At 61.4% G+C, this 23,937-nt stretch carries 21 protein-coding genes; all 21 read right to left on the reverse strand.

Annotated features, from left to right (window positions below):
• Positions 1 to 3 precede the first annotated feature (3 nt).
• The 21 genes from rapZ to MHX65_RS01970 all read right to left on the reverse strand — a co-directional run bounded on the left by rapZ (position 4) and on the right by MHX65_RS01970 (position 23,914).
• Entirely contained in the window at positions 4 to 885 is an 882-nt protein-coding gene (rapZ, locus tag MHX65_RS01870) for an RNase adapter RapZ (RefSeq protein WP_172596749.1), read from the reverse strand.
• Positions 886 to 929: 44 nt separating this feature from the next.
• Positions 930 to 2,999, reverse strand: coding sequence for an excinuclease ABC subunit UvrC (uvrC, locus tag MHX65_RS01875; protein ID WP_005279102.1), 2,070 nt, complete (start codon positions 2,997 to 2,999; stop codon positions 930 to 932).
• A 3-nt stretch (positions 3,000 to 3,002) separates the two neighbouring features.
• Positions 3,003 to 3,551: a PH domain-containing protein gene (locus MHX65_RS01880; RefSeq protein WP_005279101.1), complete on the reverse strand. Its 549-nt coding sequence runs from the start codon at positions 3,549 to 3,551 to the stop codon at positions 3,003 to 3,005.
• A gap of 31 nt (positions 3,552 to 3,582) precedes the next feature.
• Complete coding sequence (gene ribH, locus MHX65_RS01885; RefSeq protein WP_023030700.1) at positions 3,583 to 4,056, reverse strand: 6,7-dimethyl-8-ribityllumazine synthase; 474 nt, start codon at positions 4,054 to 4,056, stop codon at positions 3,583 to 3,585.
• Positions 4,053 to 5,330, reverse strand: a complete 1,278-nt coding sequence (locus MHX65_RS01890) for a bifunctional 3,4-dihydroxy-2-butanone-4-phosphate synthase/GTP cyclohydrolase II (RefSeq protein ID WP_126319096.1) — start codon at positions 5,328 to 5,330, stop codon at positions 4,053 to 4,055. The genes ribH and MHX65_RS01890 overlap by 4 nt, the downstream gene beginning before the upstream one ends.
• Before the next feature lie 11 nt (positions 5,331 to 5,341).
• Positions 5,342 to 5,956, reverse strand: a complete 615-nt coding sequence (locus tag MHX65_RS01895) for a riboflavin synthase (RefSeq protein WP_239268204.1) — start codon at positions 5,954 to 5,956, stop codon at positions 5,342 to 5,344.
• A 38-nt stretch (positions 5,957 to 5,994) separates the two neighbouring features.
• Positions 5,995 to 7,017: a bifunctional diaminohydroxyphosphoribosylaminopyrimidine deaminase/5-amino-6-(5-phosphoribosylamino)uracil reductase RibD gene (gene ribD / locus MHX65_RS01900; RefSeq protein ID WP_370657777.1), complete on the reverse strand. Its 1,023-nt coding sequence runs from the start codon at positions 7,015 to 7,017 to the stop codon at positions 5,995 to 5,997.
• Positions 7,018 to 7,028: 11 nt separating this feature from the next.
• Positions 7,029 to 7,697: a ribulose-phosphate 3-epimerase gene (gene rpe, locus MHX65_RS01905; protein WP_239268208.1), complete on the reverse strand. Its 669-nt coding sequence runs from the start codon at positions 7,695 to 7,697 to the stop codon at positions 7,029 to 7,031.
• Positions 7,698 to 7,707: 10 nt separating this feature from the next.
• Entirely contained in the window at positions 7,708 to 9,333 is a 1,626-nt protein-coding gene (locus MHX65_RS01910; RefSeq protein WP_239268210.1) for an RsmB/NOP family class I SAM-dependent RNA methyltransferase, read from the reverse strand.
• Positions 9,330 to 10,271 carry a methionyl-tRNA formyltransferase gene (gene fmt, locus MHX65_RS01915; protein ID WP_023017448.1) on the reverse strand — a complete coding sequence of 314 codons (942 nt, stop codon included), beginning with the start codon at positions 10,269 to 10,271 and terminating at the stop codon, positions 9,330 to 9,332. The genes MHX65_RS01910 and fmt overlap by 4 nt, the downstream gene beginning before the upstream one ends.
• Positions 10,272 to 10,346: 75 nt before the next feature.
• Positions 10,347 to 10,862, reverse strand: a complete 516-nt coding sequence (gene def / locus MHX65_RS01920; RefSeq protein ID WP_023017447.1) for a peptide deformylase — start codon at positions 10,860 to 10,862, stop codon at positions 10,347 to 10,349.
• A 52-nt stretch (positions 10,863 to 10,914) separates the two neighbouring features.
• Positions 10,915 to 12,945: a primosomal protein N' gene (locus MHX65_RS01925; protein WP_239268212.1), complete on the reverse strand. Its 2,031-nt coding sequence runs from the start codon at positions 12,943 to 12,945 to the stop codon at positions 10,915 to 10,917.
• 11 nt (positions 12,946 to 12,956) lie between these two features.
• Complete coding sequence (gene metK, locus MHX65_RS01930) at positions 12,957 to 14,189, reverse strand: methionine adenosyltransferase (RefSeq protein WP_023017445.1); 1,233 nt, start codon at positions 14,187 to 14,189, stop codon at positions 12,957 to 12,959.
• 98 nt (positions 14,190 to 14,287) lie between these two features.
• The gene (gene coaBC / locus MHX65_RS01935; protein ID WP_239268214.1) at positions 14,288 to 15,541 is read right to left on the reverse strand and encodes a bifunctional phosphopantothenoylcysteine decarboxylase/phosphopantothenate--cysteine ligase CoaBC; all 1,254 of its coding nucleotides are present in this window, start codon (positions 15,539 to 15,541) and stop codon (positions 14,288 to 14,290) included.
• 138 nt (positions 15,542 to 15,679) lie between these two features.
• The gene (gene rpoZ / locus MHX65_RS01940) at positions 15,680 to 15,982 is read right to left on the reverse strand and encodes a DNA-directed RNA polymerase subunit omega (RefSeq protein WP_005279075.1); all 303 of its coding nucleotides are present in this window, start codon (positions 15,980 to 15,982) and stop codon (positions 15,680 to 15,682) included.
• Positions 15,983 to 16,022: 40 nt separating this feature from the next.
• Entirely contained in the window at positions 16,023 to 16,592 is a 570-nt protein-coding gene (gene gmk, locus MHX65_RS01945) for a guanylate kinase (RefSeq protein WP_005283138.1), read from the reverse strand.
• A gap of 8 nt (positions 16,593 to 16,600) precedes the next feature.
• Complete coding sequence (mihF, locus tag MHX65_RS01950; protein ID WP_023017443.1) at positions 16,601 to 16,924, reverse strand: integration host factor, actinobacterial type; 324 nt, start codon at positions 16,922 to 16,924, stop codon at positions 16,601 to 16,603.
• Between the two features lie 259 nt (positions 16,925 to 17,183).
• Positions 17,184 to 18,023, reverse strand: a complete 840-nt coding sequence (gene pyrF, locus MHX65_RS01955) for an orotidine-5'-phosphate decarboxylase (RefSeq protein ID WP_239268216.1) — start codon at positions 18,021 to 18,023, stop codon at positions 17,184 to 17,186.
• A complete protein-coding gene (gene carB / locus MHX65_RS01960; RefSeq protein ID WP_239268218.1) occupies positions 18,007 to 21,348 on the reverse strand; it encodes a carbamoyl-phosphate synthase large subunit in 3,342 nt (1,113 codons plus the stop codon). The genes pyrF and carB overlap by 17 nt, the downstream gene beginning before the upstream one ends.
• A gap of 25 nt (positions 21,349 to 21,373) precedes the next feature.
• Positions 21,374 to 22,534: a glutamine-hydrolyzing carbamoyl-phosphate synthase small subunit gene (gene carA / locus MHX65_RS01965; RefSeq protein ID WP_239268220.1), complete on the reverse strand. Its 1,161-nt coding sequence runs from the start codon at positions 22,532 to 22,534 to the stop codon at positions 21,374 to 21,376.
• A gap of 42 nt (positions 22,535 to 22,576) precedes the next feature.
• Positions 22,577 to 23,914 carry a dihydroorotase gene (locus MHX65_RS01970; RefSeq protein ID WP_237800885.1) on the reverse strand — a complete coding sequence of 446 codons (1,338 nt, stop codon included), beginning with the start codon at positions 23,912 to 23,914 and terminating at the stop codon, positions 22,577 to 22,579.
• Positions 23,915 to 23,937: the final 23 nt, after the last annotated feature.

The raw sequence follows: 23,937 nt of genomic DNA on the forward strand, positions 1-23,937 counted from the left end.
GCCCTAATTGCGGGCGATATCCCGGTGCAAAATACTGACGTCAAGGGTGTCATTGGCGCGCAGACGCTTGGCGATGTCCTCAGCTACCGCCACAGAGCGGTGATGCCCGCCGGTACAGCCGACGCCCACGGTGATGAAGTTCTTGCCCTCGTGCCGGTATCCCTCCAGCATGGTGGAAAACATGGCGACAAAATTATCCACAAATTTCTGGGCGGCCGGTTGCGACAGGACATAATCGGCCACAGGCGCATCCGTACCGCGGCAGCCGCGCAGCTCCGGAATCCAGTAGGGATTGGGCAAAAAGCGTACGTCGACAACGATGTCGGCATCGCGCGGGGAACCGTTTTTAAATCCGAAGGATTCCACCGTGACGTGCTGGTTCGTATTCTGAAATTCGCCAAATGCAGCTTCGATGGCCCGGCGCAAGTCATGAATCGAGAGGTTCGTGGAATCGATGATGATATCGGAGCGATCCCGAATCTCCGCCACCGCTTGGCGTTCGCGTTGAATGCCCACCTTCAAGGTATCTTCGCCCTGCAAGGGGTGGGTGCGCCGCACAGAATCGAAGCGACGAATGAGCACATCATCGCGGGCATCGAGGAAGAGCACGGTGGGCTTCATGCCCAGCGCCGTTAACTCATCAATGGTTTCCATGAGGGATCCCGGAAACATGCGGGAGCGCACGTCCGTTACCGCCGCAACCTTTTCAACGGGTGTTTCTTCCTGGTTGCACAATTTCCACAGGTCCACGATGGCGCGCGGCGGGATATTATGCGCCACGTAGTAGCCCTTATCCTCAAAAACCTTGGCGGCGGAACTCAACCCGCCGCCGGACATGCCGGTAATCAAGATGGGCGGAGTCTCGAAGTGCGTCATGCACACCAGTCTAGCGTTTTCGCGCTCTACACTTCTGCCAGAATGCTGCTTATTTACTGTGCGTCGTGCAACTTATCGTAGACGGTCTGGGCCAGCTTCGGCCCGAAGCCGTTGACCTCGCAGATCTCATCCACCGAAGCAGCCTTGAGCTTTTTGACGGAGCCAAAATGCTTGACCAAATCCGTCCGGCGCTGTGGACCGAGACCAGGAATTGCATCGAGCGCCGAAGAGCGCATGCGCTTAGACCGTTGTTGCCGGTGGTAGGTAATGGCAAAGCGGTGCGCCTCATCGCGAATCTGCTGCAGCAAGAACAGGGCCTGGGAATTGCGCGGCAAAATCACCGGTTCATCATCGCCTGGCACCCAGATTTCTTCCAAGCGCTTGGCCAGCCCCACGAGGGTGACATCGACAATGCCCAGTTCATCGAATACCTCTTGCGCCGCGGCTACCTGCGGTGCGCCACCGTCGACGATAAAAAGCTGAGGAGGATAGGCAAAGCGGCGGCCTGCCTCGGCGGATTCTTCCGCCACCTTCTCTTCCGCGAAGGAGGATTCTTCCTTTTCCTCGTCCGGGTTCGCCAACTTATCTTGGTTGTGGCGCTTAAACCGGCGCCGCGTGATTTCTGCAATGGAGCCGACGTCATTGGAATGCCCGTCGCCGGCGGCTTCCTTGATGCGGTAGCGCCGGTAATCGGATTTCTTCGGGATACCGTCTTCAAAAACCACCAGGGAGGCGACGACATCGGTGCCTTGGATATGCGAAATATCGGTGCACTCAATGCGCAGCGGCGCTTGGTCCATTCCCAAAGCATCCTGGATATCCTGCAGCGCCGCAGACCGCGCGGTGAGGTCGCCCACGCGCTTCAGCTTGTGCTGGCGCAGCTGCTCCTTGGCGTTCTTCTCCACGGTATCCATAAGGGAGCGTTTATCGCCGCGTTGGGGAACGCGCAGATCGACGCGCGCACCACGCAGGTCTTCCAAGAGGGACACCACTTGTTCGGACTCCTCCGGCATGGCCTGGACCAGAATCTCGCGCGGGATGACGTGGACGTGGCGCTGTTCCATGTGCGATTCCTGGTCCACCCCGCGCCGCGGCACATCCGCGGCTAGAGCCGCATCCTCACGAGCTTCTTGCTCTTCTCGCTCCACGGCATCCGAGTAAAATTGGATGAGGAAGTTTTGCACCAGGGCGGGCAAGGCGGGATCGGGTTGGCCCTCCTCAATGGGCTCAGAGGTTGCCTGGTCGCCGGCGCGTTCAACGACCCAGCCGCGCTGGCCGCGGATCCTGCCGCCGCGGACGTGAAAGATTTGGACGGCGGCTTCCAATTCGTCGGAATTAAACGCAATCAGATCGGCATCGGTGCCATCGGCGAAGACAACCGCTTGTTGCTCCATAATCTTATCGATGGCCCCAAGGTCATCGCGCAACCGCGCCGCGCGCTCAAATTCCAAGTTTTCGGCGGCGGCCTCCATGTCTTTGACCAGCTTGCGCCTAACACCAGCCGTATTGCCGTTCATGAACGAGACCAACTCATTGACGGTCTCGCGGTGTTCTTCCTTGCTTACCCGCCCGATACAGGGCGCATCGCACTTGCCGATGTAGCCCAAAAGGCACGGCCGCCCCAGCCGCTCATGCCGGTTATATACACCCTTTGAACAGGTGCGCATGGGAAAGACGCGGGTGAGCAGATCCAGGCTTTCGCGCACCGCCCATGCATGGGAATAGGGCCCGAAGTAGCGCACCCCCTTACGCCGGGGGCCGCGGTAGAAAAAGGCGCGCGGGACAACCTCTCCCACCGAGACGGCAAGCATGGGATACGTCTTGTCATCGCGGTACATGACGTTGAAGTGCGGGTCAAACCGCTTAATCCAGGTATATTCCAGCTGCAGGGCTTCAACTTCGCTGGCAACAACCGTCCACTCCACGGAGCTGGCGGTCAACACCATTTGCCGCGTGCGCGGGTGCAGCTGCGTGATGTCTTGGAAATAATTGGACAGGCGCGCCCGCAGGTTTTTGGCCTTGCCTACGTAGATGACGCGCTTGTTTTCATCGCGGAACTTATAAACGCCCGGCTCCGTCGGAATGGTTCCTGGGGCGGGGCGATAGGTGGTTGGATCTGCCAATGCTTAATCCTGCGGCATGTATTTGGCTTCCAGATCGCGGAAGTCACGGACTTTTGTGATCACGGTATCTTTATCGCCGGACTGCAGCGCCCACACGGGCACGGCCTCAAATTCAGGCAGCTCGAGGCGGGCCATGCGCTGGCCGACGGGGAAGGATAGCCCGTAGACCACCTGCCACGGGTAAAAGCGCGTGCCGATGATATTGCGGACCTCTACCCCATCCTCATTGGCCTGCAGCCGCGGCCGGTTCAGCGCAATCCAGGACAAGATGGAAATAACTACGCCCACACCGGGGAAAGCGAATTTATCGATGGTGGTCACGTGCGCGCCGGTAAAGGAGATATCGAGCGTGACACCCATGAAAATATGGATGGCCATAACTAGGATGACCCAGCCGATGGCAATCTTGCGCAAGAACGGGGACTTGGCGGTATATTCCCACGGCTTCGACGTGGTCCGTGCGAAGGGATCCGCGCTGGTATAGGCCAATACCTCTGCATCGCTGAGAGAGCGGCGCGGGTGGGATTCATTCGAGGCTGCGGCCTCATTCATGTGCTTACTCCTCCGGAAGTCCTGCCTGCCTTTAATCTGCGTTTAGTCTACGCAATTGCAGCGCGGTATCTAAAGCCGCAATCATGGATTCTGCGCCCTTGTTTTCCGCCGAGTCAGGAAAACCTGCGCGATCGATGGCCTGCTGCTGGTCATTGACCGTCAATACCCCATTGCCAATCGGCGTCGATTCATCCAAGGAGATGCGCGTGAGGGCTTGGGTGACGGAATCGCAGACATAATCGAAGTGCGGAGTACCGCCACGGATGACGCAGCCCAAGGCAACGACGGCATCGAATTTCCGCGCGGCTGCTTGGACAACCACGCCCAGTTCCAGGGAGCCGACGACGCGGAACTCCGCGACCTCTGCCCCATTAGCACGCGCAGTGTCCACCGCTTGTTGGTGCAACTGATCGCAGACCTCTTCGTTCCACGTCGCGGTCACCACCGCGACGCGGAGGCCGCGCGCATCTACCTGGGCGATAGCCGGTAATCCTTCTTTACTCATTTACCTAATTCTCCTTCGTGCTGCGCGTCCCACTGTGCCACCTGCGGAAGATTGTGGCCCATGCGGTCGCGTTTGGTGCGCAAATACCGAATATTATCGGCATTTGCCGCGATGGTCAGCGGGGTGTGCCGGCTGACCTCGATGCCAAAGCCGGCAAGGCCTTCGCCCTTGTGTGGGTTATTGGTCAACAGCTGCGCCGATTCCACCCCAAGGTCCTTCAGGATCTGGCCGGCCACGGAATACTCGCGGGCGTCTTCGGGCAGCCCTTGTTCCAGGTTGGCATCGACTGTATCCCAGCCCTCGTCCTGGAGCCTGTACGCCTGCAGCTTGTGCACCAACCCGATCCCGCGGCCCTCGTGGCCGCGCAGGTAAATGACTACCCCGCTGCCGGCTTCCTGCACCTTGCGCAGGGATTCCTGCAATTGGGGGCCGCAATCGCAGCGGCGCGAGCCAAAGACGTCTCCGGTCAGGCACTCAGAATGCACGCGCACCACAACATCGCGGGCCCCGCGAAGCTGCGCGGGATCGCCGGCGATTAAGGCAATATGTTCTTGGCCATCGAGGTCATGTCTGTAACCAATCGCGGTGAATTCGCCATACTCGGTGGGCAGGCGGGTTTCCACCGCCCGCTGGGTTTGCACCTCATGGTGGCGGCGCCACTCAATAAGCTGCGCGATGGAGATCAAGGCGAGGCCGTGCTTATCGGCAAAACGGCGCAGCTCCGGTCCGCGGGCCATGTCCGTTGGGTCTTCTTCGGAGACGACCTCACACAGCACGCCGGCGGGGCGAAGGCCAGCAAGGCGCGCCAAATCGACGGCGGCTTCCGTATGACCATCGCGCTCCAGCACCCCCCCGGGCCGTGCGCGCAGGGGAACCACGTGGCCTGGCCGGGTAAAGTCGCTGGACCGGGTCGAAGGATCCGCCAAGCGGCGGATGGTTTCCGCGCGGGAGGCCGCAGAAATTCCGGTAGAGCCCGTCGCCGCATCCACGGTGACCGTATAGGCGGTCTGGCGCACATCCTGGTTCTGCGCCATCATCGGCGGCAAATCGAGCCGCTGGCAATCTTCCGGCAATAGCGAGGCGCACACGTATCCGGAGGAATACCGCACCATAAACGCGACCAGTTCCGGGGTTGCCAGCTCCGCGGCAAAGATCAGATCCCCTTCGTTTTCCCGTCCTTCATCATCCATGACGATGACCGGCTTGCCGGCGGCAATCTCCGCAATGGCGTGGTCGATGGCATCAAAATGGATGCTCTCTTCAGTCGCGAACATAACCTAGCAGTCTAGTCCTTTGCTTGAGCACTTCCGGATTCGGGGTGAAGCATCTTTTCTACATACTTCGCCAGCACATCCACCTCGAGGTTTACGATATCGCCAACCTTGGATTCACCGTGCGTCGTCTCCCGCAAGGTGGTGGGAATAAGGGAGACCTCAAACCAGTCCTTACCTACGGCGCTGACCGTCAACGACGTACCGTTGACCGCAATAGAGCCCTTTTCCACGACGTACCGAGCAAGATCGCGGGGCAAGCTAAAGCGCAGCACGTCCCAGTGCTGCGAACGCTCGCGCGAGACCAAGCGCGCCGTGCCATCCACATGGCCCTGCATCATGTGTCCACCTAGCCGCGTGGTCGGCAGCAATGCCGGCTCAACATTCACCCGCGCGCCTTCTACCAGCTGCCCGAGTCCCGTCCGATCCAACGATTCTTGCATCACATCGGCAAAGAAGATGTCCCCATCCAATTCCGCGATGGTAAGGCACACGCCATTGATGGCGATGGAATCCCCTAGGCGCGCGTCACTCACCGTCTGCGGCGCGCGGATGCTCAGCCGCAGCGCATCCGCCTGTTGCTCGAGCGCGGCTACCGTGCCGAGTTCTTGTACTAGCCCTGTAAACAATTAATCCCCTTGTATGTGTATCTAAGGTTTCTCATCTTTTAACGCTCATTCCGCGCCTCGTATTCGACGAGGACATCGGGCCCGAGGGTGGTGGTGCGCACGGTGGTAAAACGTGGGGCATCGGCAAGCGTGTGCGCCACCGAATTCGCCAGGACCCCGCGCCCTTGGCCGAGCAGGATGGGGGCAATATACGCCGCCAGCGCATCCACGGCACCGGCCTCGATAAAGCTCTGGGCCAGTCCCGCCCCGCCTTCCACCAAGACGTCGCGGGCGCCGCTGGCATACAGCTCGTCGAGCGCGCCCGCGATGCTGTCATATTGCTCAAATCCCAGCTGCCGCAGGTGAGAGGCCTTCTCCCCCGCGGCACGAAGATCGCGCTTGCCGATGACCACGCGGCGCGGCTGGTGCTCCCGCAGACTCCCATCGCTACAGCGTGCGGTAAGCGAGGGGTTATCGGCAAGCGCGGTGCCGGTGCCGATAATGATGGCATCGCGCCGCGCCCTATCGGCATGGACCCACTCGCGGGCCTTAGACCCGGTGATCCACTGGCTCGTGCCATCGGCCGCAGCGGTAAACCCGTCCAAGGTCTGCGCGAATTTCAGGGTGACGTGCGGGCGCTGCAGCTTTACCGCGCGCAACCAGGCACGCACCGCGTCCTCGACGCCATCCGGCGCGGTGAGCCGGCCCACCTCTACCCCGGCTGCGGCCAATGCCTGCGCTCCCCCGCCTGCTTGGGGCGTGGGATCGGGATGCAGGTAGAATACGCGGGCAATTCCGGCATCGATAAGCGCCGTGGCGCAAGGACCCGTCCTGCCCGTATGCGCGCAGGGCTCCAGGGTAACCACGGCCGTGCCGCCGCGGGCCTTCTCGCCGGCCGCGCGCAGCGCCATGACTTCCGCGTGGGCGCCACCCACCGGCTGGGTCGCACCGCGCCCCACAATGTCACCGGTTGCGGATAAAATCACCGCGCCTACAGGAGGATTGGGGCTTGTGGTGCCGCGCACCGCCGCGCCGGCCTGCATGGCCTGAAGCAATGCTCCGGAAACGTTGGTTTCATCCATCGCGCCGGCCATTATGACCGCGCCGCAAGCGCGCGCAGTTCTTCCACCGCCTGCGCTGGATCGTCGCTTTTGAATACGGCCGATCCCGCCACGAAGGAATCGCACCCGGCCTCCGCGGCCAAGCCAATGGTTTCCGGATCGATGCCGCCATCTATTTCAATGATGGTATCCAGGTTCTGCTGGTCAATGCTTTCGCGCAGGGCGCAGACCTTATCCAGCATGGCGGGCATAAATTTCTGCCCGCCAAAACCCGGTTCCACGGACATGACCAGCACCTCATCGAAGTGATGCAGCTTATCCAGCCACGGCTCAATGGGCGTATCCGGCTTGATGGAAAAGGCCGCACGCGCGCCCAAGTCCCGAATCTTTTCTGCCAATTCCACCGCGGCTGCTTCACCCTCAACCGCTTCCACGTGGAAAATGATGGTGTTGGCACCGGCCTTGATATAGGTCTCCACCCATTTCGCCGGCGACTCAATCATCAGGTGCACGTCAAGCGGCTTATCCGTGGACCTTTTCACCGTGGCCGTAATATCCGGACCGAAGGAAAGGTTGGGCACAAAGTGCCCGTCCATGATGTCTACATGGATCCAATCGGCATTCGAGATGGCCTCTAGTTGTTCGCCCAGCCGCGCGAAGTCAGCAGCCAAAATTGACGGAGAAATAAGTGGTGCAGGCATACCGTTAATCCTAGCGCCCTTCCTCATCGCCGCGCCGCAATACCGCCATGAACATGGCATCGGTGCCGTGCCTGTGCGGCCACATTTGGACGGATTTTTCTTTCCCTACATTGCCCATATCCGGGATAAAATCCCGTGCGTCCAATTCCTGCGCACCCAGCTTTTCTACCGCCTGGTCCACGATGGCGCGGGTTTCGCGCAGGTCCGGCGAACACGTGGAATACACCACGACCCCGCCCGGCCGCACGAGCTTTAAAGCAGAGGACAAGAGCTCGAATTGGAGTGTCGAAAGCTCGGCAATATCGTCCTCCGATTTCCGCCACCGCGCCTCCGGTCGGCGCCGCAATGCGCCCAGCCCCGAACACGGCGCGTCCACCAAGATGCGATCGAATCCCGAGCCGACCTGCGGGTTGCGGCCATCGGCCACATGGACGGTCACCGGCAACCCCTGCACCGTCTTTTCAATCAGTTTTGCACGATGCGCCGATACTTCCACCGCATCAACGTGCGCGGATTCGATGCGCGCCAAGGCCCCCATCAGGGCCGCCTTGCCACCTGGGCCCGCGCACAGGTCGAGCCAGCGGCCCTGGTCGGTACCGCTGACGGGCACCTCGCACACCGCGCGGGCGATAAGCTGCGAGCCTTCATCCTGCACCGCGGCCATGCCCTGCTGGACCGGTTCCAATTGGCCTGGGTCCCCAGAATCCATATACACCGCGTAGGGCGAATAGGTACCTTCTTCGTTTCCGGTAATCAGCGCCAATTCCTCGGCGGAAATCTCGCCCGGCCGCGCCACCAGGTGCACGCTCGGGCGCTCGGAATCCGCCGCTAAGGCAGCCGGCAATTCCTCGGGGTCCACAACGCGGGCAAAAGACTCCGCGATCCACGTTGGGTGCGCATGCCTAAAGGCCAGGCCCGCAATCTCGCCTTCTGGGGCAAGGCGCTTGAGCCACTCATTCGGCGGCGTGCGGGTAATGGTGCGCAAGATGCCATTGGCAAACCCTTTGGCTTTTTCTTCCCCACCCGCCACGACGAGCCGGACGGAGGTATCTACCGCAGCGTGGGGTTCCACGCGCGTATACAGCACCTGGTAGGTGCCCAAGCGCAGGGCATCGATGACCACCGGCGAGATTGCCTCCAACTCGCGCGAAGAACACTGCGCGATCACCGCATCGAGCACGCCCAGGGTGCGGAGGGTGCCATAGGTAATCTCCGTGGCGAATGCGGCATCGCGGCCAGAAAGTTTCTGCTTGCGCAGCGCCTTGGGCAGGACAAGGTTGGCAAACGCATCCTCTTCGCTTACCCGGCGCACCACATCAAAGGCAATGGCGCGGGCCGGATCCACGCCCTGGTCGATGGCGGCCTGCACCAGTGTTTTCCCCGCGCCCGTGTTCTTTGTGCCCGCATTCCGATTACCTCGGTTTCCTCGGTTATCCCGGTGGTCGCGGTTGCGCTGGTCCTGCATGCCGCGACCACGCTGTGCGGATCCACGCTGAGCTTGGCCGCGATTGTCTTGGCCACGCTGCGCACTACCGCGCTGCGCATTGCCGCGTTGGGGCGCGCCGTTCTTGCCGTGTTGTTTAGCCTCCGGCGCCTTGTCGCCGGACTTGCTGCGGGAGCGGAATCCACCAGTCACTGGAACCTCACCTCTGCGTTCTTTCCTAATCCACGCGCCCAATCGGCCGCATTCATCATCTTTTTGCCCGGCGGCTGAATCCTATCCAGCTGCACCGGTTGCGTCGCGGTCCCGATGTACACCGCGTCCTTGCTAATCAGCGCCTCGCCCGGATGCAGCTGCTTGCCGATGCCCTCGGTGAGACTCACCGGGCCGAGCTTGAGGCGGGCATCGTCAAGCAGCGTCCACGCGCCCGGGCCTGGGGTGTGGGCGCGGATATGCCGGTCGATGGCGAAGGCAGGCTGCGCCCAGTCAATGCGGGCTGCCGCGGTAGAGATCTTCGGCGCATAGGTGGCTTCGCCGCTTTGGGCCTGCGGCTCCAGCGTGCCGGCCTCCAGCCCATCCATGGTGGCGACCAGGAGATCCGCCCCGGAATACGCCAGCCGTGTGAGCAGATCGTCCGCGGTATCGGTTCCGGTGATGTCTTCTGTAACCGTGCCGAATACCGGGCCCGTATCCAGGCCTTCTTCAATCCGGAAGGTGGACGCACCGGTAATATCATCGCCCGCCGCGATAGCCGCCTGCACCGGCGCCGCGCCGCGCCAGGCGGGAAGAAGGGAAAAGTGCAGGTTGACCCAGCCATGGCGCGCGACATCCAAGAGATCCTTGCTAATGAGATTGCCATAGGCCACCACCGGAATGGCCTCGGGCTGCAGCTCCGCCAGGCGCTCACGCAGGTTATCGCCATCCTCCGTGCCAGGCCGCAGCGTGGTCGGGGTCAACACCTCGATGCCGTGTTCTTGCGCCAGCGCCTTTACCGGGCTCGGGTGAAGGCTGCGGCCCCTGCCCTTCTTCGCATCGGGCCGGGTAATGACCGCTACCACTTCGTGGCTGGAGGCAAGCAATTTCTCCAATGCCACCACCGCCGGCTCTGGGGTGCCGGCAAAAATAATCCGCATACTGGATGAGTCTCCTCGAGGTCTCGGGTGAAAATTCTAGGGTACAACGAGCCTGCCTGCGTTGCCGAAGCTCGCCTACCCCGCGCTATTAAACCAATCGGCTTCGCGGATGGTACGCATGGCGGCCTTGCGGTCGGCATCGCCAAGCCGGCGCAGGAATAACACTCCATCAAGGTGATCGGTTTCATGCTGAATGCACCGAGCCAAAAGCCCCGAGGCGACCATCCCCACCGGCCTGCCTTCTACATCGCGCCCAGAGACAAATACCCGGTTGTGCCGCGGTGTATCGGCGCTAATCCCCGGGATGGATAGGCATCCTTCCGGGCCAACCTGCATGTCTTCTCCCAGCGGCGTCCACACGGGGTTGATGAGAACCCCGCGCAATCCGGCCTGGATAGGCGAACAATCATAGACAAAGATGCGCTTGAGAATGCCCACTTGGTTCGCCGCGAGTCCCACCCCGCCGGCGGCATCCATGGTCTCCAACATGTTCTGCGCCAGCGTGCGCAGGCTGGAGTCAAAGGTCGTAATCTCTTCGGCCCGCGTGCTCAGTACGGGATCCCCGTAGAGCCTGATGTCTAATTCCGCCACTGAATCTTCCCTTTCTCATGTACTGCCTATTCGCCTAAGTTTATGCGCACTTCTAACCCACGTGAATGGGATCGACCATGATGCGTAGTGGCAATTCATCCTTGCGCGCGCTGCGCGCCGCATTTGCCTTGCGCAAGGCGCGCCCGAGCTGCGATCGCGGCCCCAGCGGGGCGCGCACCACCAGGCGTTGCGGTGGGCCAAAGCGGTCCGCATCGTATTCCCCGGGGAGGCTGTCCCCTGGCGGGAGCGGAACCGGGCCTAAGACCTCGGCGTGCTCTGGCAGGTCCACCAACTGTTCGAAGGAATCCAGAGCCGCGTCCGCCCCATCGATGGCGGCGAAGTGCACGGCCGGCGGAAAGCGCACCTCGCGCCGGGCCCGCAATTCCTCTACCGCGGCCGCGACCATGTCCCAGCTCATGAAGTGGCGGACGACGGGAAGTTCCGGATCCGCGGCAATGATGACGCGCCCGCCCTTAAAATGCGGCCTGACCATGGTGGCCGCCTGCGCCCATTTGGCCAGGCAGTCCTCGGTGGCGCGCAAGTCTTGCCGGTTTAATAAGGTGCCCGCGTCCAATAGCAGCGCCGCGCCATAGGCGCCGCCATTCACCCGCGGCTCGGCGCCAGGGGTAGCAATCACTAATGCCGGGGCATTTTCAATTGAGCCCACGACCTTATTGCCGCCAGAAACCACGACGGACGTATTGGGAAAGGCGCGCCCCAATTCCTCCGCGGTGCGTTCAGAGCCTAAAACGATGGCGCGCAGGCGCGGCGAACCGCACTCGGTACAGCGATGATTGGTGGCAATGCGCCCGCACCAACGGCAGGTAGGCATGACGGCTTCCTCGCTTGAGCGCTCCGAGCTCGGAGGCAACCCCAATGGCCCGTTACAGTGGCGGCACCGCGCGGGAGAATGGCACTTTCCACAGGCCAAAATAGGCGCATACCCCTTGCGCGGGACCTGCACTAGCACTGGTTCGCCGCGGTCGAGGGCTTGCTGCGCCGCTTGAAAGGCTGGGGCTTGCACAGAGGTCGTACCGCCCTCCAAGTCCCTAGAAATGGATAGCCCGTAGGCACCAATGGCCAAAATATCGGGCCGGCGCGCCTCTATGGTTGAGGCGCTCGGGATGAGGTTGTGTGCCCACCCAGAGTCCACCAATAACTGGGTTTCCGCCGTGCGCGAGTGGTTCGCCGCAATGAAGCTGCAATTTTCAAAGGCAGAGCGGGTGGTAAGCACCTCCCGGGCGTGGACGTAGGGCTTAATATTATCCACCAAGTTATCGTTACCATCATCAAAAATGACGGCCAGCTGCAGGTTGTCCACGGGGGTAAAAGCCGCCGAGCGCGTTCCAATGACGATTCGCGCCTGCCCCACCAAGGCCGAAAGATAGCGGCGATAGCGCGCTTGCGGGCCCATGCTATTGGTGAGCACCGTGATTTGTTTCGGCCCCACAACACCGCGCAGGGCGTTTTCAAGGGCGTCCACTACCTTTTGGTCTGGGACCACGATAAGGACGCCTCCCCCACCCAGGGCAACCTTGACCGCTAAGGCCGCGAGTGCATCTTCCCATTCATCGCCGGGAGCGATTTGCCACGCGGCACGTGCTAATTTCCCGCCCAGGATGGAATCAACAAAGGTTTCCCCATGTTGATAGGCAGACCACCCGGATAAATCGGGCTCGCTGGCGGCGCCGAGTTCTTCCCACGGCGTATCCAAATCCGCTTCTTCTGCCTTTGCGTGCCGCGGCGGAATGGCGGAGCGAATGATATCGGAGCAAATTCCGCCATAGCGATCCGCAAGGGCTTCCACCAGCCGGGACAGCTGCGGTGGATAAACGTGGAATGGGGAGATGACCCGCTCGATAAAGCGCAGCTGCCCGCCGAAGTCGGACTCATGCTTGCGCTCGACGATGATCGCATCCACCAAGCGCCCATTGAACCGAATGCGCACCTTCACCCCGGCTTGGGCGCTATCAGATTCGGCCTCATCTACCAGGTAATCAAAGCCCCGATCGAGGTGGGCAACCCCTAGAAGAGGCAACACCCGCGCGACCGGTTTCCGGGCGGCGGGTGTTTTCTTAGGCATAAGCCCACATTCTACAGACCAGCGGCAGCGCGCAATTCCTCCACTCGGTCCAACTGCTCCCACGGCAGGTCAACGTCGGTACGTCCAAAGTGGCCGTAGGCGGCGGTCTGGCCGTAGATAGGACGCAGCAGATCCAATTCGCGGATGATGGCGGCCGGGCGAAGGTCAAAGACCTTATTGACGGCAGCCTGGATCTGCTCATCGGTCAAGTTCTGCTTCGCGGTTCCGAAGGTCTCGACGTAGAGGCCAACCGGCTTGGCGCGACCGATGGCGTAGGCCACCTGCACCTCTGCGCGATCCGCCAGGCCCGCGGCGACGATATTCTTGGCCACCCAGCGCATGGCGTAGGCCGCAGAGCGGTCCACCTTACTGGGGTCCTTGCCGGAGAAGGCACCGCCGCCGTGGCGGGCCATGCCACCGTAGGTATCCACGATGATCTTGCGGCCGGTAAGGCCTGCATCGCCCATTGGGCCGCCCAAGATGAAGGAGCCGGAAGGATTGACCAAGAGGTTGGTCTCATCGGTGTAGTACTTATCAAGGCCGGCATCCTTAATGACCCAGTCCAGCACCTCGCTGCGCAGGTGGGTTTCTAGCCACTGGCTATCAACCTCAGGATCGTGCTGGGTAGAAATAACGACCGTATCCAGGTGAGAAGGCTCATTATTCTCGTTATATGCAAAGGTCACCTGGGTCTTGCCGTCCGGGCGCAGGTGGTCCACAATGCCCTCTTTGCGCACCTGGGTCAGGCGGCGGGACAGGCGGTGCGCCAAGGCGATTGGCAACGGCATGTACTCCGCGGTTTCATTCGACGCGTAGCCAAACATCAGGCCCTGGTCGCCGGCGCCGGCGGTGTCATTTTCCTCGTCATAATCCGCGCCCTGGTCGCGCGCCTCGGTGGAGGTATCCACGCCGGCACCGATTTCCTGCGACTGCTCGCCGATGGCGATGTTGACGCCACAGGTATTGCCATCAAAGCCCACATCGGAAGAGGTAAAGCCGATGGACTTTAGGGTCTCGCGCACAAGGGCCGGGATTTCCACGTAGGCGTTGGTGCGGACCTCGCCCACGACGTGTACCTGGCCGGTGGTAACCAGCGTTTCCACGGCGACGCGAGACTCCGGATCCTTTTCTAAAAGTGCATCCAAGATGGCATCCGAGATGGCGTCACAGATTTTATCCGGGTGCCCCTCAGTAACGGACTCGCTTGTAAAAAGACGAGCTTCCACTGCAGCGTTATCAGTCACAAAAACTTCCTTAGATTATTTACGTATTCGATACCGAGGCATTCTGCCCCAACCCATTACAAGGCAACCCTAGACCAAGCGGTCTATAAACGCAATATTTAATTTCCCGGTTCAATCATTTCATTCACGACGCCGAGAATCTGCGCCGCGACGACCTGCTTGGATCCATGCTCTACGCGCTGTGGTTCCTCGTTTCGCCGCAGGATCCACCCCTCGCTGTTTTCCTGGCCAAAGGTCACGCCGCGGCCGACCTCATTGGCCATCAGTACGTCGCACCCCTTGCGCGCAAACTTTTCTTTCGCGTAATCCAGCGCCGAAGAATCGCCATCTCCAGTCTCGGCCGCGAAACCGACGATGACGCACTTCTGCGGCACCTCGCCTTCCTCGCGGGCTGCCACGAGAGACTTCAAAATATCTGGGTTTTCCACCATCTCTAGCGTCGCGAGCGCATCATCGGCCTTGCCCTTTTTCATTTTGGACTCGGCCACGTTCGCGGGCCGGTAATCCGCGACTGCAGCGGCCATGATGACGATATCGGCATCGCGGGATTCCTCGCGCATCGCGGCCTCCAAGTCTTGGGCAGAAACGATATTCCGGATCGTAGCCCCGCTCGGCACCGGCAACTCCGCGGTATTGCCGGCCACAATCGTGGCATCCGCGCCCTTGTGTGCGGCCACCTCTGCCAGCGCATACCCCTGCCTGCCGGAGGAACGGTTTCCTAAATAGCGAACCGGGTCCAATTCCTCTTGGGTGCCACCGGCAGAAATGACCACCTTCAGCCCCGCCCAGCTGTGATCGATATGAAAGCCAGCGAGCTCGGTGCGCGCGATGGCCGCAATCTGTTCTGGATCCGGCAGCCTGCCTGCGCCCGTATCCTTACCCGTAAGGCGCCCGTGCGCTGGTTCCATGACGGTAATTCCGCGCCGGCGCAGGGTCTTTACGTTGTCTTGTGTCGCTGGGTTATTCCACATTTCGGTGTGCATGGCGGGCGCCACGATGATGGGACACGTTGCCACCAGCACGGTCGCGGTCAACAAGTCATCGGCGCGTCCCGCAGCCAAGCGCGCAATGAGGTCAGCCGTGGCAGGGGCGATGACCACGGCATCGGCCTCCTGGCCTACCGCTACATGTTGCACGTCCTCTACGGCCTCAAAAACACTTGTTGAGACAGGGTTTCCAGATAATGCCTCAAAGGTAGCTGCGCCCACGAAGTTCAATGCGCTTTCTGTAGGAACGACGCGGACGTTATCGCCATGTTCTTTGAAATTGCGCACCAAGTGGCAGGCCTTATACGCGGCGATGCCACCGGCAACGCCCAACACGATATTGCGAGGAGATTTTGAAACAGTCACATCGCACAATCGTACCGTGCAGGCATGACAAGAGCCCCGCCCGGCCACCACGTTAGTTCCACAGTAGTGCAACCAAGTGGGCTTGGCCGGACGGGGCTAAAATGAGGCACAAGGTGCGAACGCGAAAGCGCGCGCTACTTACTTGCCTTCCTCGTGGTCCAACAGACCTGCGTCGATTTCGCGCAGCGCGATGGACAGTGGCTTCTCGCCGGGCTCTGGGTTAACCAGTGGGCCGACGAACTCAAAGACGCCTTCATCTTGCTCTTGGTAGTAGCTATTGATCTGGCGCGCACGCTTGGCAGCGAAAATTACCAAGGCGTACTTGGAAGAAACCTTGTCCAACAGCTCATCGATTGGCGGGTCCGTAATGCCAATCGGGTCATCAAATACCGGTTCCGACTTCGCGGATTCAGTGTTAGAAGGGGTGGTCACGTTAGTCACATGCACCTTTACATTGGTTGAAGATGGTCAAAAGAAGAGTCTATCCACGCAGGATATCACTAATGGCGGCCACTGCCTCATCTAGGTTTTCATTGACCACAACGTGATCAAACTCATCCTGTGCAGCTAGTTCCTCGTACGCAGTGTGCAACCTACGATCAATGACGTCTTGCGGTTCGGTACCGCGACCGGTCAGGCGCTCTACTAACACCTCCCACGAAGGCGGTGCCAAGAAGACCAAATCCGCTTCCGGCAAGGCCTTGCGAACGCTGCGCGCACCGGCCAAATCGACCTCGACGAGAACCGGGCGACCGGCGTCCAAGGCCTCTTCTACGGGCCGGGCGGGTGTTCCGGAACGCTGCAATCCGCCGTGAATATCTGCCCATTCGAGCATCTCACCGGCATCAATGCGTTCCTGAAAGGCCTCAGGGGTGACGAAGAAATAATCCACGCCATCTTGCTCCCCGGGGCGGGGCTGGCGCGTTGTCATAGACACGCTGAAATACAGCCCCTCGACGTCATGCCGTAGACGCGAGACTACGGTGGATTTCCCCACTGCGGAAGGACCCGCCAACACGACGAGGCGACCGCGAGCAGTTGCGTCAGCCATAGACGTGATTATTCGTCGTCGTAACCGAAGCGCTCAAGCAGAGCACGACGCTGGCGCTCACCCAGACCGCGCAGGCGACGGGTCTGCGCAATCTCCAGATCTTCCATGATTTCCTTGGCCTTGACCTTGCCAACCTTAGGCAGAGCCTCGAGGAGTGCGGAAACCTTGGTCTTGCCGATGATCTCATCGGTCTCAGCCTTTTCCAGCACGTCCTTCAGGTCGGTCTCGCCGCGCTTAAGCGCAGCCTTGAGCTCAGCGCGAGCCTTGCGGGCCTCAGCGGCCTTTGCGAGAGCTTCCTTACGCTGCTCATCAGTCAACTTTGGAAGGGCCACGAGTTTCCTCCGATTCATTAGATTGCTTCTATTACTTCTGATACTTGGTACCAGATTCCGGTTGCCAAACGCGATGGAAATACCGCGGAAAGTTACCCTGAACCTTCGAGCACACCGACTTCTGATTATCCTAGCACCGCTAGTGACACGATGACGATAGGCGACCCAGATGGGCCTCTCGTTTTAGCACGTCAACGCACATGCCTAGACCAAAATACCAGGTAAACGGCGCGGCCGTTAATTGGCCCCGCCGCGTGTTCTAATCCCGGAATTGGTCTGCGGTATCGATCACCGCTTTGCGCAGGTCATCGACCTGGGGGCCGCGTTGCAAAACGGCGCGCGAGACATTGGCGAACCCAAGCTGCGGGCACGCAGACACAATGGAGTGCACCTGCGCGGGACCCGCCCCCTGGGCGCCGACGCCGGGAAGCAGCACCGGGCCATTAAGCGCGTCCAAGCGGGGTGGGTTCTCGACGGTCGCGCCCACCACAACGCCCACGCTTCCAGCCACGCCGGCCTCAAGCGCTGAGGCATTAAAGGCGGCGCACTCATCGATGACCGCCTGGGCAATCGAGTCCGCAGTCCCCGCGGGCACCGCCTGAATGGCGCGCGCCTCTGGATTAGAGGTTGCCGCCAAGACGAAGACGCCGCGGTTGTTTTCTTGTGCCGTGGCAATGGCCGCGCCCAGCGCCCCAACGCCGAGGTACGGCGATAAGGTCACCGAGTCAGCGCGCAGCGGCGAGGTATCGCCTAGCCAGGCATCGCCATAGCCTTCCATTGTGGAGCCGATATCGCCGCGCTTGGCATCGGCCACCGTCAGGCACCCTGCCTCGCGGAGGCCGGCCAGCGTTTCTTCCAAGACCGCAAAGCCTGCGGCACCGAAGCGTTCGAAGAAGGCCACCTGAGGTTTTACCAAGGCGGCGGTATCTGCAAAGGCCTCGACGCAGCGCAAGCTGAAGGTACGCAGGCCCTCCGCGGTATTATCCAGCCCCCAGTGCTCTAAGAGGTACGGGTGCGGGTCGATGCCTACGCAAAGCCGCCCGCGTTCGCGGCCGGCGTCTTCCAGGCGCTGGCCAAAGGATTTAGTTGCGTGGTCCATGCTCAAGCTCCTGAAGTGCGCGAACCTGCAAATCACCCTGGCGCAGGGCCTCGATGCCCTGCACCGCCGCCGTAATGCCCTGGACCACCGTGACGAGCGGCAGGCCCATGTGCACCGCTGCGGCGCGGATATCGTAGCCATCGTGGCGCGCACCGGCAGAGCCTGCTGGGGTATTGAGAATCCAGTCAATCTCGCCGTTGAAAATCTTGTCCACGATGGACTCTTCGCCCTCCTTGGCCTCAGAGACCTTGACGGCAACCTCGCACTCGATGCCGTTGCGGCGCAGCATCTGCGCGGTACCGGCGGTGGCGACGATGTTGTATCCCATGCGCGCCAAGCGCTGGATGGGGAAAATCAGGGTGCGCTTATCCCGGTTGGCCACGGAGACGAAGATGGTTCCTTCCGTGGGCGGCACGGCGAAGGCGGCGATTTCGCCCTTGGCATAGGCCGCACCAAAGTTGGTGGCCAGCCCCATAACCTCGCCGGTGGACTTCATCTCTGGCGACAACAGGGTATCCAGCAGGCTACCGTCTGGCCGGCGGAAGCGCTCGAAGGGCAGGACCGCTTCCTTGACCGCAATCGGGTGGTCGAGCGGCAAGGAACCACCATCGTAGGCCGATGGGATAAGTCCTTCTTCTCGCAGTTCCGCGATGGTGGATCCCATCATGATGCGGGCAGCAGCCTTAGCCAGCGGCACACCGGTCGCCTTGGACACGAACGGAACGGTGCGCGAGGCGCGCGGGTTGGCCTCGATGACATAAAGGATATCGTCCTTCAAGGCGAACTGGACGTTCATCAGGCCCTTCACGCCAATGCCCTCGGCCAAGCGGCGCGTGGACTCGCGCACCTTGTCGATGTCCTCTGGTCCCAGCGTCATCGGCGGCAGGGCGCACGAGGAGTCGCCGGAGTGAACGCCGGCTTCCTCGATGTGCTCCATCACGCCGCCCAAGTAGACCTCGTTGCCGTCGCACAGGGCGTCGACATCGATCTCGATGGCCGAGTCCAAGAAGCGGTCCACCAAGACCGGGTGGTCTGGGGAGAGCTCGGTGGCGCGCTCGATATAGTTCTCCAGCGACTGCTCATCGTAGACGATTTCCATGCCGCTGCCACCCAATACGTAGGAAGGGCGAACCAGAACCGGGTAGCCGATGGAGGCCGCGACCTTCCGGGCTTCCTCGAAGGAGGTTGCGGTGCCATACGATGGCGCTGCCAGCTCTGCCTCATCGAGGACCTTGCCGAATTCGCCGCGGTCCTCGGCGGAGTCGATGGCCGCGGGGCTGGTGCCCACCACGGGCACGCCGGCGGCGTCGAGGCGCTCTGCCAGGCCCAGCGGGGTCTGGCCGCCCAGCTGCACCAGCACGCCGGCGACCTCGCCGGAGGCTGCCTCCGCGTGGTAGACCTCCATGACGTCTTCGAAGGTCAGCGGCTCGAAGTACAGGCGGTCAGCGGTGTCATAGTCCGTCGATACCGTCTCTGGGTTGCAGTTGACCATCACGGTCTCATAGCCCTTGCGGGACAGCTCGAGGGCCGCGTGCACGCAGGAGTAATCGAATTCGATGCCCTGACCAATGCGGTTCGGGCCAGAGCCCAAGATGATGACCTTGCCCTTCGAGCCTTCCGGTGCTGGGTGCACCTCGGTTTCGGCATCAGGATCCAGCTCATAAGAGCTGTAGTGGTACGGCGTTTGCGCCTCGAACTCGCCGGCGCACGTATCGACGGTCTTGAAGACGGGCCGAATGCCCATGCGCCAGCGCAGGCTGCGCACGCCGTCTTCGCCGTTGAACTCGGGACGCAGGGCGGCAATTTGGGCATCGGAAAGCCCAAAGACCTTGGCCTCGCGCAGAAGCTGCTCGGTGAGCACGGGGGCATCGACAAGCTCCTGGCGGAATTCCACCAAGCCCTCAAGCTCCGCGATGAACCATGGGTCCACGCCGGAGGCCTCGTGGACCTCGTCGACCGTAGCGCCGAGGCGCAGCGCCAGCTCGATATCGTACATACGGCCCTCGGTGGGGCGCTCGAGATCCTTGAGCACCGCCTGCACGTCGGTGGCGCGCTCGCCCGCAAAGTACTCATCCGGCTTGGTCCAGAACCCGTTGGGCTTGTTTTCCAGCGAGCGCATGACCTTATTCAGGCCGGAGATGTAGTTGCGGCCGATACCCATGGCCTCGCCCACCGATTTCATCGTGGTGGTCAAGGTGTCATCGGCGCCGGGGAATTTCTCGAAGGCAAAGCGGGGCGCCTTGACAATGACATAGTCCAAGGTCGGCTCGAATGCCGCCTGGGTTTCGCCGGTGATGTCATTTTGCACCTCGTCCAAGGTGTAGCCGATGGCCAATTTCGCGGCCAGCTTGGCAATGGGAAAACCCGTGGCCTTGGATGCCAGCGCCGAAGAGCGGGAGACGCGCGGGTTCATCTCGATGACGATGATGCGGCCATCATCCGGGTTCAAGGCGAACTGGATATTGCAGCCGCCGGTATCAACACCCACCTCGCGAATGATGTCGATGCCCAGATCGCGCATCTTCTGGAACTCGCGGTCCGTCAGCGTCAGCGCCGGCGCCACGGTCACGGAGTCACCGGTGTGCACGCCTAGGGCATCGACGTTTTCGATGGAGGCGACGACGACCACGTTGTCATCGCCATCGCGCATGAGCTCGAGCTCGAATTCTTTCCAGCCGAGGATGGACTCCTCGATGAGCACATTAGCCTCAGGCGAGGCCGCAAGCCCGCCGCCGGCGATGCGATCTAGGTCCTCGTTATTAAAGGCCAGGCCGGAACCCAGGCCACCCATGGTAAAGGACGGGCGCACCACGACGGGCAGGCCCAGCTTGTCGACGGTCTCGTGGACCTCATCCATGTTGTGGCACACGGCCGAACGGGCGGATTCTCCGCCTACCGAGGCCACGATGTCCTTGAACTTCTGGCGGTCCTCGCCGCGCTCGATGGCATCGATATCGGCGCCGATGAGCTCGATATCGTACTTATCCAAAATGCCCTGGCGGTCCAGCTGCACCGCGGCGTTCAGCGCGGTTTGCCCACCCAAGGTAGCCAGCACGGCGTCGATGGGGTGGCCTTCCTCTGCCTCCTTGACCAGGATCTTTTCGATGTATTCCGGCTCGATAGGCTCGACGTAGGTGTGGTCGGCGAACTCGGGGTCGGTCATGATGGTGGCCGGGTTCGAGTTCACCAGGGTCACGCGCAGGCCCTCGTCCTTGAGGACGCGGCAAGCCTGGGTTCCGGAGTAGTCGAACTCGCAGGCCTGGCCGATGACGATGGGCCCGGACCCGATGACCAGGACGTGATTAATGTCAGTGCGCTTTGGCATAATATTTCTTCCTTTTCCTGGGTGACTACTTTTTCGGGGTGTGGTTGGCCATGAGCTCTAAGAATTGATCAAAGAGCGGATTGGCATCGTGCGGGCCGGCGGCGGATTCCGGGTGGTACTGCACCGAAAAGGCCATGCCATTGCGCAGGGCGACGCCCTCGACCGTGTCATCGTTCAAGCAGATATGCGTGATGTGGGCCGGGCCGAAATCGGAGGCGAATTCGGCGTCCTTATCGGTCAGGTCGTAATTATCTGGGGCTTGCAGCGCGAAGCCGTGGTTTTGGGAGGTGATATCGATCTTGCCGGTCAGCAGGTTGCGTACCGGGACGTTGATGCCGCGGTGGCCAAACTTCATCTTGTAGGTGGATAGGCCAAGCGCCCGCCCGAGCAGCTGGTTGCCAAAGCAGATGCCAAAGAACGGGATTTTCGCCTCGAGCACCTTTTTGATGGTCGCAACGGTGTCATCGGCGGTAGCCGGGTCACCCGGACCGTTGGAGACGAAGACGCCATCCGGGTTATAGGACTGAACTTCTGCAAAGGTGGTGGTAGACGGCACCACGATGGTCTCAATGCCGCGCTGGGAAAGGTAGCGCGGCGTTGCGGACTTCACGCCCATATCAAAGGCGACGATGGTGTGCTTCTTTTCTCCTTGGGCCTCAACAACATAGGGCTTATCGGTGGATACCTCGGCGGCAAGGTCCGCGCCTTCCATGGAGGATTGGCTCTTTACCTCCTCGAGGAGTTCCTCGACGGGCCGGGTGGCAGCCTCGCCGGAGAAGAGGCCCGCGGAAATAGAACCGTAGTTGCGCAGGTGGCGCACCAAGGTGCGGGTATCGATCCCGCGGATACCGATGACGCCTTGGGCCTGCATTTCTTCGCTCAAGCTGCGTTCTGCACGCCAGCTGGATACGCGGCGGGACAGATCGCGGATAACCAGGCCTGCGACCCAGATATTATTGCCGTGGGACTCGTTGTCCTCATCGTTCCAGCCAGTATTGCCAATGTGCGGGGCTGCGGAGACGACGATCTGGCGGTGGTAGGACGGATCCGTCATCGTTTCCTGGTACCCGGTCATCGCGGTGGTAAATACGGCCTCACCGAGGGTGGTGCCGGTAGCGCCGAAGCCGTAGCCACGGAAGGTACGCCCATTCGCAAGGACGAGGATTGCTGGGGGTTTATCAGTCACGTCGTGGCCTTTCTGTGCCTTGATTGGGTGCTGTGTGCAAGGTTAGTCATGGGTAGCGGCGTTCAGATCGAACGTTACCGAGCCGCGCAAGATGGTGTGGGTAACTCGCGCGCCGAATTCCTCGCCCGCATAGGGGTTGTTTTGGGACTTGGATGCGAGCTGCGCGGAATCGGATACCCAGTGGTGTTGTGGGTCAACGATGGTCAGGTTGGCAGGCTCCCCCACTTCCAAGGGGCGACCGTGGCCTGGGAGGCGCGTGATCTCAGCGGGGCGCTCGGACATGACGCGCGCGATAAAGCGCCAGTCCGCCAGGCCGGTTTCCACAAAGAGCTTGGCGATGACCGCCAGCGAGGACTCCAGCCCCAGCATGCCGGGGCGCGCATTTTCGAATTCCACGCACTTGTCTTCGGAGCCGTGCGGCGCGTGGTCGGTGGCGACGCAGTCAATGGTGCCATCAAGAAGCGCCTGGCGCAGCGCCTCCGTATCGCGCTGTTCGCGCAGCGGCGGGTTCACGCGGAAGAGGCCGTCATAGGTGCGCAGTTTGTCATCGGTCATCAACAGGTGGTGCGGGGTGACCTCTGCGGTCAGCGGGATGTCGTGTTCCTTTGCCCACTGCAGCAGTTCCACCGTGCCCTGCGTGGAGGCGTGGCAGATGTGAACGCGGTTGCCGTAATCGCGGGCGAGCAGGGCGTCGCGGGCAACGATGGATTCCTCCGCCACGCGCGGCCAGCCGCGCAGGCCCAACCGTGCGGCGTTTTCGCCCTCGTGGGCAGACGATCCACCGGTCATGCGGTCATCCTCGGCGTGCTGGGCCAGTAGCACGTCCATGCCCTTGGCGTATTCCAGCGCGCGGCGCATCAGCTGTGGGTTCTGCACGCACTTGCCGTCATCAGAGAACATGCGCACCTTGGCATCGCTGCGCGCCATCATGCCGAACTCCGTTAAGGATTTGCCTTCTAGGCCCTTGGTGATGGAGCCGACCGGGTGGACATCGCAAAGCCCCAGTGCCTGGGACTTTGCCCATACGGATTCGGCGATAATGGGCTGATCCGTGACCGGAGTGGTATTGGCCATGGTAAAGACCGCGGTAAACCCGCCCTTGGCCGCGGCCTTGGAACCGGACTCGATGGTCTCGGTATCCTCGCGGCCTGGCTCGCGCAGGTGCACGTGCATATCAACCAGGCCAGGCAGCAGCACGTTGCCGTCGCCCTCGATGGTCTCGGCACCCTCTGCCTGCACCTCGGGCCCGATGGAGTCAATAACGCCACCGCGGATGAGGACGTTGGTGGGCTCGCCTTCCCCGTACAGGCGAATATTTTTAATCAGTAGTGGGTTTTCGGCCGGTGCGGACAGCCGGCCGGTAGCTGGGTACGTAGTCATTTTCTCTCCCTTTTACGTGGCTT

The sequence above is a fragment of the Corynebacterium sp. ACRPS genome (genome assembly GCF_022346005.1).
Taxonomy (GTDB): Bacteria; Actinomycetota; Actinomycetes; order Mycobacteriales; family Mycobacteriaceae; genus Corynebacterium.

What these genes read in the sequence shown, in the direction of transcription:
- MHX65_RS01925 (WP_239268212.1), bottom strand. Translation starts at nt 12,945, where the DNA reads ATGCCTAAGAAAACACCCGCCGCCCGGAAACCGGTCGCGCGGGTGTTG.
- ribD (WP_370657777.1), bottom strand. Translation starts at nt 7,017, where the DNA reads ATGGATGAAACCAACGTTTCCGGAGCATTGCTTCAGGCCATGCAGGCC.
- MHX65_RS01880 (WP_005279101.1), bottom strand. Translation starts at nt 3,551, where the DNA reads ATGAATGAGGCCGCAGCCTCGAATGAATCCCACCCGCGCCGCTCTCTC.
- MHX65_RS01890 (WP_126319096.1), bottom strand. Translation starts at nt 5,330, where the DNA reads ATGTTCGCGACTGAAGAGAGCATCCATTTTGATGCCATCGACCACGCC.
- fmt (WP_023017448.1), bottom strand. Translation starts at nt 10,271, where the DNA reads ATGCGGATTATTTTTGCCGGCACCCCAGAGCCGGCGGTGGTGGCATTG.
- MHX65_RS01970 (WP_237800885.1), bottom strand. Translation starts at nt 23,914, where the DNA reads ATGACTACGTACCCAGCTACCGGCCGGCTGTCCGCACCGGCCGAAAAC.
- pyrF (WP_239268216.1), bottom strand. Translation starts at nt 18,023, where the DNA reads ATGGACCACGCAACTAAATCCTTTGGCCAGCGCCTGGAAGACGCCGGC.
- rpe (WP_239268208.1), bottom strand. Translation starts at nt 7,697, where the DNA reads ATGCCTGCACCACTTATTTCTCCGTCAATTTTGGCTGCTGACTTCGCG.
- carB (WP_239268218.1), bottom strand. Translation starts at nt 21,348, where the DNA reads ATGCCAAAGCGCACTGACATTAATCACGTCCTGGTCATCGGGTCCGGG.
- ribH (WP_023030700.1), bottom strand. Translation starts at nt 4,056, where the DNA reads ATGAGTAAAGAAGGATTACCGGCTATCGCCCAGGTAGATGCGCGCGGC.
- gmk (WP_005283138.1), bottom strand. Translation starts at nt 16,592, where the DNA reads ATGGCTGACGCAACTGCTCGCGGTCGCCTCGTCGTGTTGGCGGGTCCT.